Below are 15,563 nucleotides of genomic sequence, written 5' to 3'. Positions count from 1 at the left end.
GCTCACCCGGCATGTCCGCCCACCGCAAGGACCGGATGCCGGAGCCGAACGCCACCCGCGAGGAACCCATGAACTCCGAAACGCTTCTGGCTCGCATCTACACCCTCGACACCGACGCCGACGCCGCCGACCCGGGCATGTCGGATTCCCGACCCGCGCCGGCCGGCCAGTCGCACTCCGCCGAAGCCGACTGGGACGAAGCGGAGGAGTTCGTACGCCTCCACCACAGCGAGTACCCCGACCAGGCCGTGCCGCTGGCCGCCCGGCTGGAGCAGGTTCGCACGGAGATCGAGCAGACCGGCACCTACACCCACACCGACGACGAGCTCACTTTCGGAGCCCGGGTGGCCTGGCGCAACTCGAGCCGCTGCATCGGCCGCCTGTACTGGAAGAGCCTGCGCGTACTGGACCGCCGACGGGCCACCACGCCCGAGCAGATCCACCACGAGCTGTGCGAGCACCTGCGTCAGGCCACCAACGACGGACGCATCCGCCCGACGATCTCCATCTTCGCCCCGGAGACCCCCGAGAGCCGGGCGCCCCGGGTGTGGAACGACCAGCTCATCCGCTACGCCGGCTACCGGCAAGAGGGCGGCGACATCGTCGGCGACCCCACCTACACCGACTTCACCGAGGCCGTCCAGCGCCTGGGCTGGCAGGCCCCCGGCGGCGCCTGGGACGTGCTGCCCTGGGTGATCGACACCGACGGGGACAAGCCGCAGCTCTTCGACGTCCCCCAGGACCTCGTTCTCGAAGTGCACCTCACCCACCCCGACCGTCCGGACTTCGCCGACCTGGGTCTGCGCTGGCACGCCGTCCCGGCGATCTCCAACATGCGGCTGCGGATCGGCGGCATCAACTACCCGCTGGCCCCGTTCAACGGCTGGTACATGGGTACCGAGATCGGCGCCCGCAACCTCGTCGACACCGACCGGTACAACCTGCTGCCGGTCATCGCCGCCCACCTCGGGCTCGACACCAGCAGCGACACCACCCTGTGGCGCGATCGCGCCCTGGTCGAGCTCAACGTCGCCGTGCTGCACTCCTTCACCCAAGCCGGCGTCAAGATCAGTGACCACCACACCGAGTCCCGGCACTTCATGACGCACCTGGACAAGGAGGAGAAGCAGGGTCGCACCGTGCCCGCGGACTGGAGCTGGATCGTGCCTCCGGTCTCCGGCGGCATCACCCCGGTCTTCCACCGCTACTACGACGAGGCCGACCAGCGCCCCAACTTCTACCTGGACGACGACGCCAAGGACCGCGGCAAGGGCGGATGCCCCTTCGGCCACGGCTGACCGGCGCCGTGGACGAGTCCGCCGGCCGGGCCGCCGGCTTCCGCCTGCCGGCGAACCCCAGGATCCTGGCAGAGCTCGGCCCTCTCGTGGACACCGCGGACGTGCGGCACCGCGGTGCCCTGTGGCGCCTCACCGAACCCGGCCGGGAGCTGGACGCCAACATCGTCCACCTCCCGGCCGGCGCGGGCGTGGACAACCACGTCGAGGACGCCGTCGACGTCCTGCTGGTCGTCGTCGCGGGGCAGGGCTCTCTCGGTTCAGGACCGGACGCGACCGGCAGCGTCCTCACGCCGGGCGTGATCGTATGGCTCCCGCGTTCCACTCAGCGGTCCTTGCGGGCCGGTGACGACGGCCTGACCTATCTGACCGTCCACACACGCCGGCCGGCACTGGGCATCGGCAGGCCACGGGCCGGACAGCACATGTCCGGCTCGACGCCTGCCGGTGGCTAGTGCTGTGGCCGGCTTTCACGCGGTCCTCGCCGTGGCGGAATCCTCCCAGCGAACGCCGCGCAGGAGCTCCGAGGGCGCCAGGCCGAACATCTCGTGCACGACCCGGGTGAGGTGTGAGCTGTCACTGAAGCCCGCGCCGTACGCCGCCCGGGTCAAGGTCGCCCCGGAACGGACGAGTTCGATGGCGCGGCGCAGCCGCGCCCATCGCAGATAGGTCGGGAAGGACATGCCGACCTCCTGCGCGAAGAGGTGACCGAGCCGGCTGGGAGAGATCCCCGCGGCAGCCGCCACGTCCTCCAGACGGATCGGCCCGCCGAGGAGCGACTGCGTGCGGGCGATCGCCGCCCGCACGGCAGGATGCGTACCACCGGCCGCCGCATTTCCGCTGGCCACCACCAGCAACAGGTCCCGCAGCCGAGGCGCGGCGCCCTCCTCCCCCGGCCGCCCCGGCGGCCCCGCCCTCACCCAGTCGGCTATCCCGTCCCCCGCGGCGCCGGGTGACTGCACGCGGCGGCCGAGGAGGGAGTCCGCGTCGCAGTACACCAGGGTTCCCCAGGCGTCGAGAGCACGTACGGCGTGCACCGCCCGAGCGGGAATCACCGCGCCCCGCACCGAACGGCCATGACCGTGGCCGTCGATCACCTCGACCGTGCCGGACGTGACGATCACGATCTGCACGGCGGCGTGAGCATGTGCATGGGTCGTGCCGATCCTTCCCCGGAACGTGAGCCGTCCGGGCTCCAGGGTCACCTTGCCGTTCCACATCTGCGTCATCGGCGGCACCTGACCTCACATGAGGCAACCTCATCGACACATGAGATATCCCCCGGTGCGTGGCCTTCGAACAGCAATTACAGGACGGCGTCTCCTGCCGTGATGCGGCCTTCGACGAGTGGATCGTCGGTGTCCGTGTCACGGGTGAAGGTGTGCTGCCCCTCCGCCATCCCGAAGACCTGTTGCAGCCGGCATCCGAGGACCGGCCTGATGCGCTCCACGACCGAGACGGGCAGCCGGGCCCCGCCGATCTGCACGAGCTTCAGGCTCGACAGGTCGGCCGTGTTCCACTCGGCGGCCTCCAGCCACGCCTCGGCCAGGGCCGGCACCAACGCCGTGAAGGTGACGCCTTCGCGCTCGATGGTCTCGAAGCACTCGTCGGCGACGGGCGCGTCCATCAGGACCACGGTGCCCCCGGAGCTCAGGGTTCCCACGACGCCGGGACACCCCCAGGTGAAGTTGAACTCCGTCGGGAGCACGGCCAGGTGGACGTCCTCCTCGTCCAGTTCGAGCAGTTCGGCGGCCGCCCGGATCTGGTACGCGTAGTCGTCGTGGGTCCTGGGGATCAGCTTCGGCAGCGCCGTCGTACCACCGGACAGCAGGAAGAACGCGACATCGGACGGATCGGGCGCGGCCGGCGGCAGCGGCTCTGCGTCGACGTCGTCCAGCGCGACGAGCAGCCCTTCGGGGGCGACGGCCGCGGCCCGGGCCGCCGCGTCGAGGACGAAGACCTTCCGCAGGGTGGCGTACTCGCCCACGAGATCGAGGGCCAGCCGTGTGTGGTCGAAGCCCTGGTACGTGCCCGGCACCACGCAGGCCGCGGCCCCGGAGAGCGCGCACAGGAGACGGAGCTCGTCGAGCCGGTGCGAGACGAGCGAGAACACCGGCTCGGCCCCCATGCGGAACAGGGCGAAGCAGACGATGACGAACTCGGGTACGTTCGGCAGCTGTACGACGACCCGGTCGCCCGCGGCGATGCCCTGCGCGAGGAAGCCCGCGGCCGTCCGTGCCACCCGCCGGTCGAGTTCGGCGTAGGTCAGGCGGAGTCGGCCGTGCACGAGCGCGGTGCGGTCGCCGTGTGCCTCCGCGGCGTCGGTCAGCAGGTCCGCCAGGCTGTCGCCCTGCCAGTGACCCACCGCCCGGTAGTGCTCCGCCCGTTCCTCGGACCACGGCGTACATCCGTCAAGCACGGTCGTCCTCCAGGCCGAGGGCGCGTCCCACCGTGGGACCGTACGGGAACAGGGGCTCTCCGCCGCGGTGCAGCTCCTCCATCGACGGGGGCGACACCGAGCCCGCGGACGGCAGCGCGCCGAATTCCCCGGGCCGGTAACCGGAGCGGGCCGGCACGGTCCGGGCGGCGCGATCGGTTCGCCCCTCGCTCATGGCACTCCCCCGTAGGCATTCGATTCGGCGAGACGTCCACACGGCCGCTCGCTCAGGCCCATATCTTGCTGACGGTTGCTATACCGAGGCCGAAGGAAGCCATATCCCGGCTACATCCCGCAGGTCAGTGGGGACCCTCAGCGAACCGCGCTGATGAGCCACAGGCGTCCCCCGCCCCCTCCGGACGGTCCGAACAGAGCCGGAAGCTCCCGTCCGCCGCGGTCGGCGAGTTCCGCGGGGTCGGTCAGACCGAAGGTCCAGCCGTGCGGGGCGAGCCACTCTTCCGGAGCCTCCAGGGTGGAACGCCAGGACGCGCCGACCGCGCGCATGACCTCCGTCATCGCGGTGAGTTCCACCGCGTCCCGCAGGGCGCTGTCGACGTGGTCCGCCACCAGTCGGCTGCCCGGCGCGGACATCGCCGTGATCCCGCTCAGCAGCCGGTCGTTCTCGGTGCGGCTCAGGTAGGGCAGCAGCTCCTCGGCGGCCCACGCCGTGGGCCGCCACGGATTGAAGCCCGCGGCCCGCAGCGCGCCGGGCCAGTCGCCCCGGAGGTCCGCGGCCACCTCCACCCGCGCACAGCGGGGCTCCTGGCCGGCCCTGGCCACGATGCCCTGCTTGAACCGCAGGACGTCGCCCCGGTCCAGTTCGTACACCTCGGTGCCCTGCGCCCAGTCGAGTCGGAAGGCCCGGGAGTCCAAGCCCGCGCCCAGCAGGACCACTTGGCGGCACTGCGCCGACGCGGCGCGCAGTTCGTCGTCGAAGAACCGGGTGCGCAGGGCGATGAGGTCCCGCATCGACGCGCTCTCCCCTGCGGGCTGCCGCCCCGGTCGGCCGGGCGTACGCGGCGGCCCGCCGACGGCCTCGGCCGCCACCCGGGCGACCGGGTCCTCGAAGAGCCGGTCGGAGCGGTGGCTCTCCGCCGCCCGCGCCCTGGCCGTACACAGAGCCGTGAGGAGGCCGACACCCGTCGGAAGGCCCGGCACCGGAACCTGACGGCCACTCTCCGGGTGCGTGTGGTCCACGACCATGTCCCTTCGCGCCTCATCGGCCATGTCGGCGGGCTTCCGTCACTTCCCCCGCCCCGTGGGGACCGCGGCGTACCGGACTCAGACGGCGGGCAGGCCGAACGGGCCATGGGCGGCGCCGGGCAGCCCGCACCCGTGCACGCCGTAGCCGGCGCAGCGAGCGGCCCTGCCTCAGACCCTGGTGAGGGTCTGAGGCAGGGCCGATGAGGACCGGCGCCGGGTGACCGTGCGACCGTCGGCCGCACCACTGAGCCTGCGGAGCTCCGTCAGGGTACGGGCGAGCGAGCGGGCCGTGGCGTCGTGACCGTCGGCGTCCGCCTGACGGAACGCCGCGACGAGCCCGTTCTTCTCCGTCTCGAACCAGAACAGGGCGGTTCTGGCGCCCACTTGGCGCTTGTCGGCCAGGGCCACGACGGCAGCGCGGGCCCGCTGGAGCCAAGCGTTGAGCGCCCGGTCGACCGCCGCGCGGCGTTCGGCGGCGCTGCTCTCGGCCTCCGCGCGTTCGTGGGCGAACAGGCGGATCACGGGGGGCATCCGATAGCGGAGCCGGCCGGTGCGATCCGTCTCGCCGACTTCCAGCAGCCGGGCGTCGACCAGGGTTTCGAGCAGGTCCTCGGCCCGTGACTCGTCGGTCTCCAGCACGGCGGCCGCCAGCCAGGACGGTATCTCGCCGGTGTTCAGCAGCGACAGCCGGCACAGGGCGGTCCTGGCCCCGGCCGCCAGGCGCAGGTAACTGGGGCGCAGCGAGGACCGGACGTCTATGTCGGCGAGACGCAGTTCGTCCAGCGGGCGCCGGTCGCCGTCGGCCAGCCTGCGCTCCATCTCGGCCAGCGTCCAATGGGGTTTGGCTGCCAGCCGTCCGGCCACCACCCGGACGGCGAGCGGCAGTCGCCCGCACCGGTCGATCAGCGAGTCGGCCGTGTCGTGCTCCGCCACGACGCGACCGGGGCCGGCCACCCGGCGCAGCAGGGTGAGCGCCTCGCCCTGGTCGAAGACGTCCAGCTCCAGCGAGCGCGCGCCTTCCAGGGCGGTGAAGCGTGACCGGGTCGTCACGATCACCCGGCTGCAGGCGGCTCCCGGGAGCAGCGGTCGCACCTGCTGCTCGTGCTGGGCGTTGTCCAGGACGACCAGGACCCGGCGTTCGGCGAGCACGCTGCGGTAGAGCTGGGTGCGCGCTTCCACCGTCTCGGGCATCGGGCTTCCGGGCTCGCACAGCGCCTGGAGGAACCATTCGAGTACGTCGTGGGGGTCGCGCGGACCGTCCTGTGACCCGCCCAGGTCCGCGTAGAGCTGGCCGTCGGGGAAGGCATCGAGGCAGAGTCGGCCGGCCTGGACGGCGAGGGCGCTCTTGCCCACTCCCGCCGTACCGGTCACCACGACCGGTGCCGCTCCGACCTGGTCGCCGCACAGCAGGTCGGACAGCTCGCGCAGCTGGGTCTGGCGGCCCGTGAAGTCGGCGACGCAGGGGGGCAGCATCGCCGGCCGCACCTGGCGTCGGGACTGGACCCGGATCTGCTGGGGAGGCGCGGCGGGGGCGGTGAGCCCCGGGTCCGCGGACAGGATGGACTGGAAGACCTCGGTGAGCGCCGAGCTGGGCTCGATGCCCAGTTCCTCGGCGAGGATCTGCCGTCCGCGCTGGTACTCGGCCAAGGCGTCGGCCTGCCGCCCGACCCGGTAGAGCGTGGTCATCAGCTGGGCGCGCAGCCGCTCGCGGACCGGATAGGCCTCCACCAGGTCGACGAGCTCGGAAACGAGCGCGTCCTGGCGGCCGAGCGCGAGGTCGGCGGAGATCCGTCCCTCTAACGCGGCCATGCGCGCTTCCTCCAGCCGGGGGAGCTCGAGCCGGGCCAGGTGCTCGGTCACACCGCCGAGAGCGGGACCGCGCCACAGCGCGAGCGCCGCGGCCAGGTGTTCGGCGGCCACGGCGTGACGGCGTGTCTTCAGCGCGTCGTAGCCGAGGCCGGCCAGCCGGTCGAACTCGGCGTGGTCGAGAGTCGCGTCGGTCAGCACGAGCCGATAGCCCGGCCGGTGGCGCCGGATCACCGCGGCGGGATAGAGCAGCTTGCGCAGCCGCGAAACGTACGTGTAGAGCTGCTGGTTGACCGTGGCCGGAGGTGTCGGCCCCCAGGTGACCTCGCGTAAGTGCGCGTCGGAAACGACGCGGTTGCCCGCCAGGAGCAGCGCGGCGAGCACTGTCTTGGGCTTCTCCGCCACCAGCGTGAGATCCCGTCCTGCCTGACGTATTCCGACCGGTCCGAGAACGCGGAATTCCACTGCTACCCCCCTTGTGTGTGCTGCACGCTCCGGATCAGCCCAGACCGGGGAGGAGCAACGGCTCCCGGCTCCCGGTGGACGCGGGCCGCCCGCCCTCGTCCTTCACCACGCTTCGACCCGAAGTTGGGAACGCCCCAGTTCCCTGCCTGCCGTGCCCTCCAACCGGTCCGTTTCAGGCACGACCGGTTGGTTTGAGAATTCAGCTTCGACGAGCCGATCGAATGTCCGCACACACCGGGGAAACCAAGAACGGCCGGCGAATCGGAAGAACATACGGAACGCAGAAATCCACGGAAGCATCTCGACGATACCAGCCGGATATCACACAGCAACAGATCATTTCCACATTGAACCCCATGCATTTCACATATACGGAATGGAGCAATCAATTGAAGGATCGGCCCCGGGCCGGGGGAACGACGCGCGAACGCGACCCCTGTCAGTGATCGAAGGCTTCGACAGCCTTGATCATCAGAGGTCGCGTTCGACATGCAGGGTGCCCCAGCTCGTCTTGCCTGGAAGGATGACCTCGCAGACGGGTCAGGTCAGTCGGCGGCCCGCTCGCCGGTGTGGCACGGCGGGTCCGTCCCGGTCGGGGACCAGGTCAGCCGTTGCCCTACTGCGCCGCCTTCGGCGCGGGGGTGCGGGGCAGGACGCTGATGGCGATGAGCACGGCGCCGACCACCATCACGCCGCCGATCGTCATGCCCAGCGCGTACCCGTCGTTGAGGGCCTCGAGCGTGCCGACATCACCGGTCTTCTCATTGGCGGCGGTGCCGAGGGCGGCCAGTCCGATGGCGGCGCCGATCTGACGTGAGCTGTTGACCAGGCCGCCGGCGGTGCCCGCCTCGTGGGCCTCGACACCCGCGGTGGCGAGGTTGAGCATGGGCGCGAGGCAGAGGCCGAATCCGATGCTGGCGATGATCGACGGGCCCAGGACGTCGACGGTGAAGGAGCCGTCGGCGCTGATCAGGCCGAACCAGGCGAACCCGATCCCGGTGAGCAGCCCGCCGGCGAGCAGGATGAACCGGGGAGCGATCTTGTAGCCGAGCTTGATGGCGATGACCGACCCGACGATCACACCGAGCGCGAACGGCAGGAACTGGACGCCCGTCTTGGCCGGACCCGTCCCCAGCACGCGCTGGAGGTAGAGGGACACGAAGTAGAAGGCCGACGCCATGGCGCCGCCGAGCAGGAGGTTGAAGACGTTCGCGCCGACGACCGAGCGGTTGCTGAACAGTCCGAGTCGGATCAGGGGGTCGCGGGCGGTGGTCTTCTCGACGAAGATGAACGCGGCCAGCAGTACGACCGAGACCCCCAGCGCCGTCAGGGTCTCCGACGAGGTCCACGGGTGCTGGTCGGTGCGGACGACGCCGAACACGAGCAGGGTCATTCCGGCAGTGGCGAGGACCGCGCCCAGCACGTCCGGGCGGCCGCGGCTCGCGATGGGCCCGTCGGCGACGACACCGCGCCAGGTCAGGAACAGTGCGATGGCGGCCATGGGAACGTTGACGAACATCACCCATTCCCAGCCCGCGTACTCGGTGAGCACGCCACCGATCAGGACGCCCAAGGCGCCACCGGCGGCGTTCATCGCGCTCCACACGCCGAACGCCTTCACGCGCGCCTTGCCGGAGGGGAAGGTCGCGGTCAGCAGCGCCAGTGCGGCCGGAGCGAGGAGTGCGGCCCCGACGCCCTGTACGGCGCGGGCAGCCACCAGATGACCGGGTTCCGTCGCGAAGCCGCCGATGAGGGAGGCGAGACCGAATACGGGGAGCCCGAGCATCATGAGCCGCTTGTGGCCGTACCGGTCGGCGATCTTGCCGCCCAGGAGGAGCAGTCCGCCGAAGGTGAGGGCGTAAGCGTGGATCACCCAGGTCAGGCCCACCTCACTGAAGCCGAGACTGGAGCCGATCTCCGGGAGTCCGACGTTCACGACCGACAGGTCCAGGGAGACCATGAACTGCACGACGGCCACCGCGGCAAGGGTGAGCCCGGCCTGAGCACCACCGTCGGTTTCTGATGCCTCGTTAGTTAATTCCGTGTTTGTCACAGCAACTCAGTCCCTCTGCGATCTCAAGGTGTCAGTCGAGTTTCCGAACTCGTTCTAAAATTAACACCAGGACCGGCTCGCTGTCGAGCGCAGGGGTCGAAGGCGCCGGGTTGGGCTAGTGCATGATGGGACGATGTCTCCCAATGCAGCACCGCACGGCCGTGTCGGCCGACCCCCCGTGACCTCCCGTGCGCAGATCCTGAGCGCGGCCCGCCGGCTCATCGATCGGGACGGCTGGGACAAGCTGACCATCCGTCGGCTGGCTGCCGAGATCGGCATCGGGGCGACGACCCTGTACCACCACGTGCGGGACAAAGAGGACTTGCTGCTCCTGCTGATCCACGAGCACGCGGACCAGATCCCGCACCCGGATCTGCCCGCCGATCCGCGGGACCGCATCATCGGGGCCGCCACCGCGATCCACGATTCCCTCGCGGCGTGGCCGTGGGCCGCCGAGGTGCTCACCACCGACGGTTTCATCATGCGACTCGGCGACTCGGCCCTGTGGCTGGTCGAGGTCATCCTGGCCGGGGCCATCGACTGCGGATGCACGCCCGCACAGTCCGTCTATGTCTTCCGCAGCATCTGGTACTACACCGTCGGCGAGATCCTCGTCCGCGCGCACTCCGCCCGCGCGAGGGCGAACGACGAGGTACCGCTCTCCCGCGAATTCAGCAGCCACCTCGCGGCCCAACTGCCGCGCCTGGCCGCCCTCAACGACCAATGGGCGGAGCTGGCCTGGCAGAACACCTACCCCCAGGCGCTCCAGGCCTTCGTCGACGGACTGCTCGCACAGGCCGCGCCGGCGACCCCGCAGCGCCAGGATCGCTGATCAGCGCGATCGCTGATCAGGGCGCACAGGACCGAGCCGGTACGGGAGTTGCGGCATCCAGGGGCAGGCCGTGAACACGAAAACGCGCTCGCGGAGAACCCTGGAGGTTCATCCACGAGCGCGTCGTCGCCGCAAGCGTCGGATCAGGCGGGCAGCCATCCCTCGACGAACATCTGCCGGGCCTTCGCCCGCTGAAGCTTCCCGCTGGTCGTCTTGGGAATGCTCCGCTTCGGAACCAGGTGGATCGCGACGGCCCGCACCCCGGTCCGAGACGTGACGGCGGCCGTGATGGACCGGCGCAGCGCCTCGTGCTGCTCGGCGTCCAGCTCCGTCTCGACGATCAGGTGGAGTTCCTCCGAGTCGCTCCGCTCGTCCCGGTATCCCACCGCGACCACAGCGCCGAGGCGAACACCGGCCACGGTCTCCGCGGCCTGCTCGAAGTCCGACGGGATGTAGTTGGCACCCCTGATGATGATCAGGTCCTTGGCCCGGCTGGTGATCCGCAGGTGGCCGTCCCGCAGGTAGCCGACGTCACCGGTCTTCCACCAGTCCGGAGCGTCGATCGCTTCCGCGGTCGCCTCCGGCAGGTTGAAGTATCCGGTCGTGCGCGAGGGGCTGCGGAACTGGACGTGCCCGATCCCGTTCTCGCCCAGGGGGTGACCGTCGCCGTCCACGATGCGGATCTCCGTGTCGTCCAGCGGCTCGCCGCAGTCCACGATCTGCACCGCGTCCGGGCTCTGCGGGTCGACGTCGACCGCCCGCCCCTCGGTGGCGGCGGCCTGCCGGTCGATGGAGTCGTACGCGAAGGGCACGTCCGGCCGCGTGTAGGTGAGGGCCAGGGTGGCCTCCGCCATGCCGTAGCCGGCCGTGAACGCGTTGGGGGACAGCCCCCAGCGGGCGAAGCGCTCGGTGAAGCGCCGCGCGGTGACGGGCTGGATGGGTTCCGCTCCACAGATCGCCACGCGCCAGCTCGACAGGTCCACGCCTTCGAGTTCCTCGTCGCGCACGCGGGAGGTGACGTAGCCGTAGGCGAAGTTCGGCCCGGACCCGAACGCGCCGCGGTACTTGCTGATGAGCTGCAGCCACTCGGCCGGGGCGCGCAAGAACCGGGTGGTCGGCATGAGCACCGTGTTCCCGCCGCCGTAGATCGGGGTCAGGAGCCCGGTGATCAGACCCATGTCGTGGTAGAGCGGCGCCCAGCTGACCGTCGTGTCCCCACGCACCGCGGCGAGGGCCCTGTTGATCTGTTCGCAGTTGGCGACCAGGCTGGCGTGCGAGATCATGACGCCCTTGGGCGTGCCCGTCGAACCGGACGTGCACTGGATCAACGCCAGCTCGTCACCCTCCGGCAGGCGAATGGGCGCCATCGGCGCGTCACTCGACGTGGCGCGCGCGTACAGCGCGGCGCCGTCGAGCAGCTGGGTGTCGCCGACGTGGGGAAGGTTCGCGATCACCGCTGCCGTGGTGATGATCGCGGTGGGCCGCAGGTATCCCACGAGCTCCTTCAGCTGGCCCTCGAACCCCGCCGCACCCCCGAAGGTGATGGGCAGCGAGATCGCCGTCGGCATGGCTCCGAGCAGTTGGGCCCCGAAGAAGGAGGTAATGAACTCCACGCCGGTCGGCAGGCAGAACAACACCCGGTCGCCCTGGCGGACACCGTGCTCCGCGAGGGCTGCCGCACTCCGCGCGGCGGCCTCGAGGAGAACGTCGTAGCGCAGCGTTTCCTCTCTGCCCGGCTCAGGTATCAGGGTCACCCCCGATGCGTCGGAGCCTCGTTCTGCCTCTGCCACCAGTGCGTGCAGGATGCTCGGGAAACGCGGTCGAAGTGTGGTCATCCGATGTTCTCCTCGAGAGCGGTGCTGAGCGGGTCGACGGTCCACGGTTGTACCGAGACGTCGTCTGCGACGATGCGGGCGGGCAGCAGCCCGTGCCGAGCGGCCAGGTCCCTGGCGGCCAGCACGCCGGCCGAAGAAAGACCGCCGTAGGACGGGCTCGGCGTCTCCGGCTCGAGGCCGAGCAGGATGGTTTCGGCCAGGCAGGAGTACAGGATTCCCGGCGGCAGCGTGATGCCCGGGAAGTCGGGAGTCTGCCCGCCCGGAAGCTGGATGCGACCGCCGGACACCAGCTCCACGTTCGACAGGCCCTGCACCGCGGGGTGTACGTCGCCGGGGACGGCGAGATCGCAGACGAGGACCTTGCGGTCGCCGGCGAGGTGATGCGGCAGGATCACCGGGTCGGCCGAGTTGGTGGCGCTGACCACGATCGGGCAGTCCCGCAGAGCGTCGAGGTCCTCCGCCACGGAAACGTCCACCAGGTGGGAGAGCCGGTCGCCGACCGTCGCGAGTCGCCGCCCCGAGCCGGGCCTGCCGACCAGCACCAGCGAATCGCAGTACGGGGCGATGAGTTCGGCCATCACCGCGCCGATGTTGCCGAGTCCGCCGACGATGCCGACACGGCGCTCGCCGGGCCCGGACCGGGCCAGCTGCTGCAAGAGCAGATCGTAGGCGCAGGCGGCGGTCAGCGAATTGCCCGAGGTCACCCTGAGGTCGCTCTCCACCACATCGCGCCCGGCGTTGGTGACGATCGAGGTGTGGCCGCCGAGACCGATGACTTCGGCGCCGAGCGACACACCCAGTTCCACCGCGTCGAGCACGGCCCGGCGCAGCCACGACCTCTGGCCCGCCCGCAGCGCGGCATTGGCCTGGGCAGCGGTGAACGGGGCGGCCACCATGATGACCTCGACCTCGCCCTGGGTCGCGGACTTGATGTGGTGCCGAGCGACCTCGTACGGGTCGAACTCGCCCCACATCCGGTCGAGCGCGGCCTCGCACTGCTCCGCCGACCAGTCCGCCAACTCCGGCGCCATGGTCGAGAGTTTGCTCGGGACGTCCATGTTCGCGAGGAACGCGACGCGCTGGATGCCGCCGTTGGCCGGGCGGTGGAGCACCGGGCGGTCGCGGCGCGGCAGCGGGACGTGCTGCCGCGGCTGCCAGGCGCCGGCCGCCGGCACCGTCAGGTGCTCGAGCAGGGTCGCGTACTCGCGTTGCGACAGCAGCCGCGCGACCTCGTCGAACGCGACGGCGATGCGGTCCACATCGGCGGGCTCCAGGAGCGCCGACGGCTGGACGCGGACGGTCGTGCCCGCGGACAGGGTGGGGATGACCCGGATCCGGTGCTCGTGCAGCATCCGGCCGGCGATCAGGAAGCCGAGCGACTCGTCGTCGATCACTGCGCGCAGCATGGCCGAATCGGGCTGGGGCACGGCGAATTCGACGCCCAGGAGCAGCCCCCGTCCCCGCACCTCGACGATGGCGTCGGGCCAGCGCGCCGCCACCTCGGCCAGCCGGTCGCGCAGCAGCGCGCCCGTCTCGACGATGCGGCCCTGGTACTCGAAGGAGAGGTCCAGCGCGGCCGTGGCGATCCGCGACGAGAAGTCGTCGTCGGCGAAGGTGGACGTGTGGTGGCGTCCGAAGTCCGCGACGTACCGGTTCTCGGAGACGAGCAGCGCCGAGATCTTGGCGAGACCGCCGCCGAGGGACTTCGAGAACAGGTAGTAGTCGGCGACCACACCGGAGTTCTCGGACGCCAGGAAGGTGCCCGTGCGCCCCATGCCGCACTGGATCTCGTCGAACACCAGCGCCGCTTCGTGCCGATCGGCCAGCTCGCGCAGGGCGGCGAGGGTCTCGGCCGGAACCTCGTGCACTCCGGATTCGCCCTGGATGGGCTCGACGAAGCAGGCGGCGACCGGCGACAGGTGGCGGACGGCGGAGTGCGGCACTCCGGCGGCGTCGACACGGATCGTGTGGACCGGGACGCGCTCGGAATCGAGCGCGGTCACCACGGCCTCGGGCGTCCAGTCGTGCAGGCGTCGGTGCTGCGGTCCCGGTACGTGCAGGTCCTCGGGAGCGTTGCCACCGTGCGTCAGCGTGCCGGCGGCGGCCGACTTGCCGTGGAAGGCGTTCCGCAAGGAGACGAAGACCGGATCCACCTGCCGCAGGCCGGCGATCTGGTCGAGGGCCTCGGTCAGCACCGCCGCGCAGGGGCGCCCTTCCGCGGGCCCGCTCGCGCACGGGACGTCCGCGAGACCGTCGCGCCGCACGCGCCGCAGGGAAACCTCGATTTCCTCGTGCAACGCGCCGAGCCGCCGCCGGTGCTCGACCGTCGCGTGCTTCACCGCGCCTTCCACCGCGTCGGCGCCGGTGCTGCCGAGGGTGACCACGTAGCTCGAACCGGTCGTGGCGCCGACGATCTCCGACAGCCGCTGCGCCAGCTCGGCCGCGCCCGGGCGGATGCTGGCCTGGGCGTTGAACGGGGTCTGCTCGTCGAAGCACCGCCGCGCAACCGCGAGCAGCTGCGGGTTGTTGTGCCCGAACAGCGACGAACCCGCCCCGCCGACCAGGTCGAGTACCTCGTCGGCGGTCTCGGAGCGGTCCGCTCCGTCCAGCGGCTCCCGGGTCAGGCGGTCACCCTGGCCGGTCCGGTAGGTCACATCAAGATTGAGTGCGCGGAAGAGCCTGGCGAGCTCCGGCCGGGCGTATCGCGCGAAACCAGAATCGGCGTTCATGCGTCACTGTCTCCTTGCCCGACCCGCACCGTCAGCGACGCGGAGACCTCGTCCACGACGTCGCGCAGTGTCTGCATCGCAGCTGCCTGTTCATCCGAAATGTGCACATCGAACTTGGATTCCATTTCGACGATCAAGGTGATAGACCGGATGGAATCGAGGCCGTAATCCACAAGCGGGACGTCGGGGTCGAGTTCAGGTACCTGCAGCTCGCGACGGAACAACTCGTCGACGACCTCAAGAATGTCGCGGTTCATATTTCTTTCCCCATTCGAACACTATCCCTTCGGCCGATACGGGCTCAGAAGGACAAGGCGGATCGCAGAGTTCAACGCCGTATCGCCACGGCGAACGAAAGGTCTTCCCCCGAGCGAACCCACACCGGTACCGGTTCGCCGCGGTACGAGGCGATCAACGTGCCACCGGACTGTCTGAGTTCGATCCGCCAGAACAGGAACTCGCCCAGTGTGCCGATGCCGTTCAGAGCCTTGAAGGCTGCTTCCTTGGCGACGAACAGCTCGCGTGCGGTGTACTCCCCGGCCGGCGGGAGCAGCGTGTGCCGCTCCCGCTCACGAAGGACGAATGCGGCCATGCGAGGAGTGACGGCCGCACTCTCGATGTCGACGCCGACCGCCTCCGCATCGGGGACCACCACGGCGACCGCCAGGTGATCGGTGTGGGAGATCGAACCGGCGAAGCCCCGCGGGAAGCGCGGCCGCCCGTCGGGTTCACGGGGCACGATCCGATCAGCCGATCCGGCGGAGGCCAGCGCCGTGGCGGCGGCGCAACGACCCGCCACGGACTGCTGAGCCGGTCCGTGCGGCCACGGCACCGGGTGGAATTCGATCCACGTATCCGGCGCGAGGCCCGCGGGTAAATCCGGCTCACCAGCCACCACGTGTCCTTGT

The 15,563-nt window shown here is 70.4% G+C and carries 13 protein-coding genes; 3 read left to right on the top strand and 10 right to left on the bottom strand.

Annotated elements, in window-relative coordinates; translation table 11 throughout:
- Positions 1–137: 137 nt before the first annotated feature.
- Both ACZ45T_RS10755 and ACZ45T_RS10750 read left to right on the top strand, forming a co-directional pair.
- Positions 138–1,298, top strand: a complete 1,161-nt coding sequence (locus tag ACZ45T_RS10755) for a nitric oxide synthase oxygenase (protein WP_468440033.1) — start codon at positions 138–140, stop codon at positions 1,296–1,298.
- On the top strand, positions 1,277–1,750 hold the full coding sequence (locus ACZ45T_RS10750; protein WP_468439600.1) for a hypothetical protein: 474 nt from the start codon (positions 1,277–1,279) through the stop codon (positions 1,748–1,750). The genes ACZ45T_RS10755 and ACZ45T_RS10750 overlap by 22 nt, the downstream gene beginning before the upstream one ends.
- A gap of 15 nt (positions 1,751–1,765) precedes the next feature.
- Here the strand turns inward: ACZ45T_RS10750 and ACZ45T_RS10745 are convergent, their stop codons facing one another.
- The 6 genes from ACZ45T_RS10745 to ACZ45T_RS10720 all read right to left on the bottom strand — a co-directional run bounded on the left by ACZ45T_RS10745 (position 1,766) and on the right by ACZ45T_RS10720 (position 9,184).
- Entirely contained in the window at positions 1,766–2,524 is a 759-nt protein-coding gene (locus ACZ45T_RS10745; protein WP_468439598.1) for a helix-turn-helix transcriptional regulator, read from the bottom strand.
- Between the two features lie 77 nt (positions 2,525–2,601).
- Positions 2,602–3,714, bottom strand: a complete 1,113-nt coding sequence (locus ACZ45T_RS10740) for an AMP-binding protein (RefSeq protein ID WP_468439596.1) — start codon at positions 3,712–3,714, stop codon at positions 2,602–2,604.
- The gene (locus ACZ45T_RS10735; RefSeq protein WP_468439594.1) at positions 3,707–3,907 is read right to left on the bottom strand and encodes a hypothetical protein; all 201 of its coding nucleotides are present in this window, start codon (positions 3,905–3,907) and stop codon (positions 3,707–3,709) included. The genes ACZ45T_RS10740 and ACZ45T_RS10735 overlap by 8 nt, the downstream gene beginning before the upstream one ends.
- Positions 3,908–4,044: 137 nt before the next feature.
- On the bottom strand, positions 4,045–4,959 hold the full coding sequence (locus tag ACZ45T_RS10730; protein WP_468439592.1) for an SAM-dependent methyltransferase: 915 nt from the start codon (positions 4,957–4,959) through the stop codon (positions 4,045–4,047).
- Positions 4,960–5,103: 144 nt separating this feature from the next.
- Positions 5,104–7,146, bottom strand: a complete 2,043-nt coding sequence (locus tag ACZ45T_RS10725; protein WP_468439590.1) for an AfsR/SARP family transcriptional regulator — start codon at positions 7,144–7,146, stop codon at positions 5,104–5,106.
- Positions 7,147–7,822: 676 nt separating this feature from the next.
- Positions 7,823–9,184, bottom strand: a complete 1,362-nt coding sequence (locus ACZ45T_RS10720) for an MFS transporter (protein ID WP_468439588.1) — start codon at positions 9,182–9,184, stop codon at positions 7,823–7,825.
- A gap of 208 nt (positions 9,185–9,392) precedes the next feature.
- Here ACZ45T_RS10720 and ACZ45T_RS10715 point away from each other — a divergent pair, with 208 nt between their 5' ends.
- A complete protein-coding gene (locus tag ACZ45T_RS10715; RefSeq protein WP_468439586.1) occupies positions 9,393–10,091 on the top strand; it encodes a TetR/AcrR family transcriptional regulator in 699 nt (232 codons plus the stop codon).
- A gap of 143 nt (positions 10,092–10,234) precedes the next feature.
- On the opposite strand, the gene ACZ45T_RS10710 is transcribed toward ACZ45T_RS10715, so the two are convergent.
- The 4 genes from ACZ45T_RS10710 to ACZ45T_RS10695 form a co-directional block, all read right to left on the bottom strand.
- Positions 10,235–11,926: a fatty acyl-AMP ligase gene (locus tag ACZ45T_RS10710; protein WP_468439584.1), complete on the bottom strand. Its 1,692-nt coding sequence runs from the start codon at positions 11,924–11,926 to the stop codon at positions 10,235–10,237.
- Positions 11,923–14,655 carry an aminotransferase class III-fold pyridoxal phosphate-dependent enzyme gene (locus ACZ45T_RS10705; protein ID WP_468439582.1) on the bottom strand — a complete coding sequence of 911 codons (2,733 nt, stop codon included), beginning with the start codon at positions 14,653–14,655 and terminating at the stop codon, positions 11,923–11,925. The genes ACZ45T_RS10710 and ACZ45T_RS10705 overlap by 4 nt, the downstream gene beginning before the upstream one ends.
- Positions 14,652–14,912, bottom strand: coding sequence for an acyl carrier protein (locus tag ACZ45T_RS10700; protein WP_360895924.1), 261 nt, complete (start codon positions 14,910–14,912; stop codon positions 14,652–14,654). The genes ACZ45T_RS10705 and ACZ45T_RS10700 overlap by 4 nt, the downstream gene beginning before the upstream one ends.
- Positions 14,913–14,983: 71 nt before the next feature.
- Positions 14,984–15,550, bottom strand: coding sequence for a 4'-phosphopantetheinyl transferase superfamily protein (locus tag ACZ45T_RS10695; protein WP_468439579.1), 567 nt, complete (start codon positions 15,548–15,550; stop codon positions 14,984–14,986).
- Positions 15,551–15,563: the final 13 nt, after the last annotated feature.

Source organism: Streptomyces sp. NPDC030995 (assembly GCF_055571215.1).
The sequence above is the reverse complement of the archived record's forward strand: the minus strand, read 5'-3'. Positions and strand labels throughout refer to the sequence as shown.

What these genes read in the sequence shown, in the direction of transcription:
- ACZ45T_RS10730 (WP_468439592.1), bottom strand. Translation starts at nt 4,959, where the DNA reads ATGGCCGATGAGGCGCGAAGGGACATGGTCGTGGACCACACGCACCCG.
- ACZ45T_RS10700 (WP_360895924.1), bottom strand. Translation starts at nt 14,912, where the DNA reads ATGAACCGCGACATTCTTGAGGTCGTCGACGAGTTGTTCCGTCGCGAG.
- ACZ45T_RS10750 (WP_468439600.1), top strand. Translation starts at nt 1,277, where the DNA reads ATGCCCCTTCGGCCACGGCTGACCGGCGCCGTGGACGAGTCCGCCGGC.
- ACZ45T_RS10735 (WP_468439594.1), bottom strand. Translation starts at nt 3,907, where the DNA reads ATGAGCGAGGGGCGAACCGATCGCGCCGCCCGGACCGTGCCGGCCCGC.
- ACZ45T_RS10715 (WP_468439586.1), top strand. Translation starts at nt 9,393, where the DNA reads ATGTCTCCCAATGCAGCACCGCACGGCCGTGTCGGCCGACCCCCCGTG.
- ACZ45T_RS10755 (WP_468440033.1), top strand. Translation starts at nt 138, where the DNA reads ATGTCGGATTCCCGACCCGCGCCGGCCGGCCAGTCGCACTCCGCCGAA.
- ACZ45T_RS10705 (WP_468439582.1), bottom strand. Translation starts at nt 14,655, where the DNA reads ATGAACGCCGATTCTGGTTTCGCGCGATACGCCCGGCCGGAGCTCGCC.
- ACZ45T_RS10710 (WP_468439584.1), bottom strand. Translation starts at nt 11,926, where the DNA reads ATGACCACACTTCGACCGCGTTTCCCGAGCATCCTGCACGCACTGGTG.
- ACZ45T_RS10745 (WP_468439598.1), bottom strand. Translation starts at nt 2,524, where the DNA reads ATGACGCAGATGTGGAACGGCAAGGTGACCCTGGAGCCCGGACGGCTC.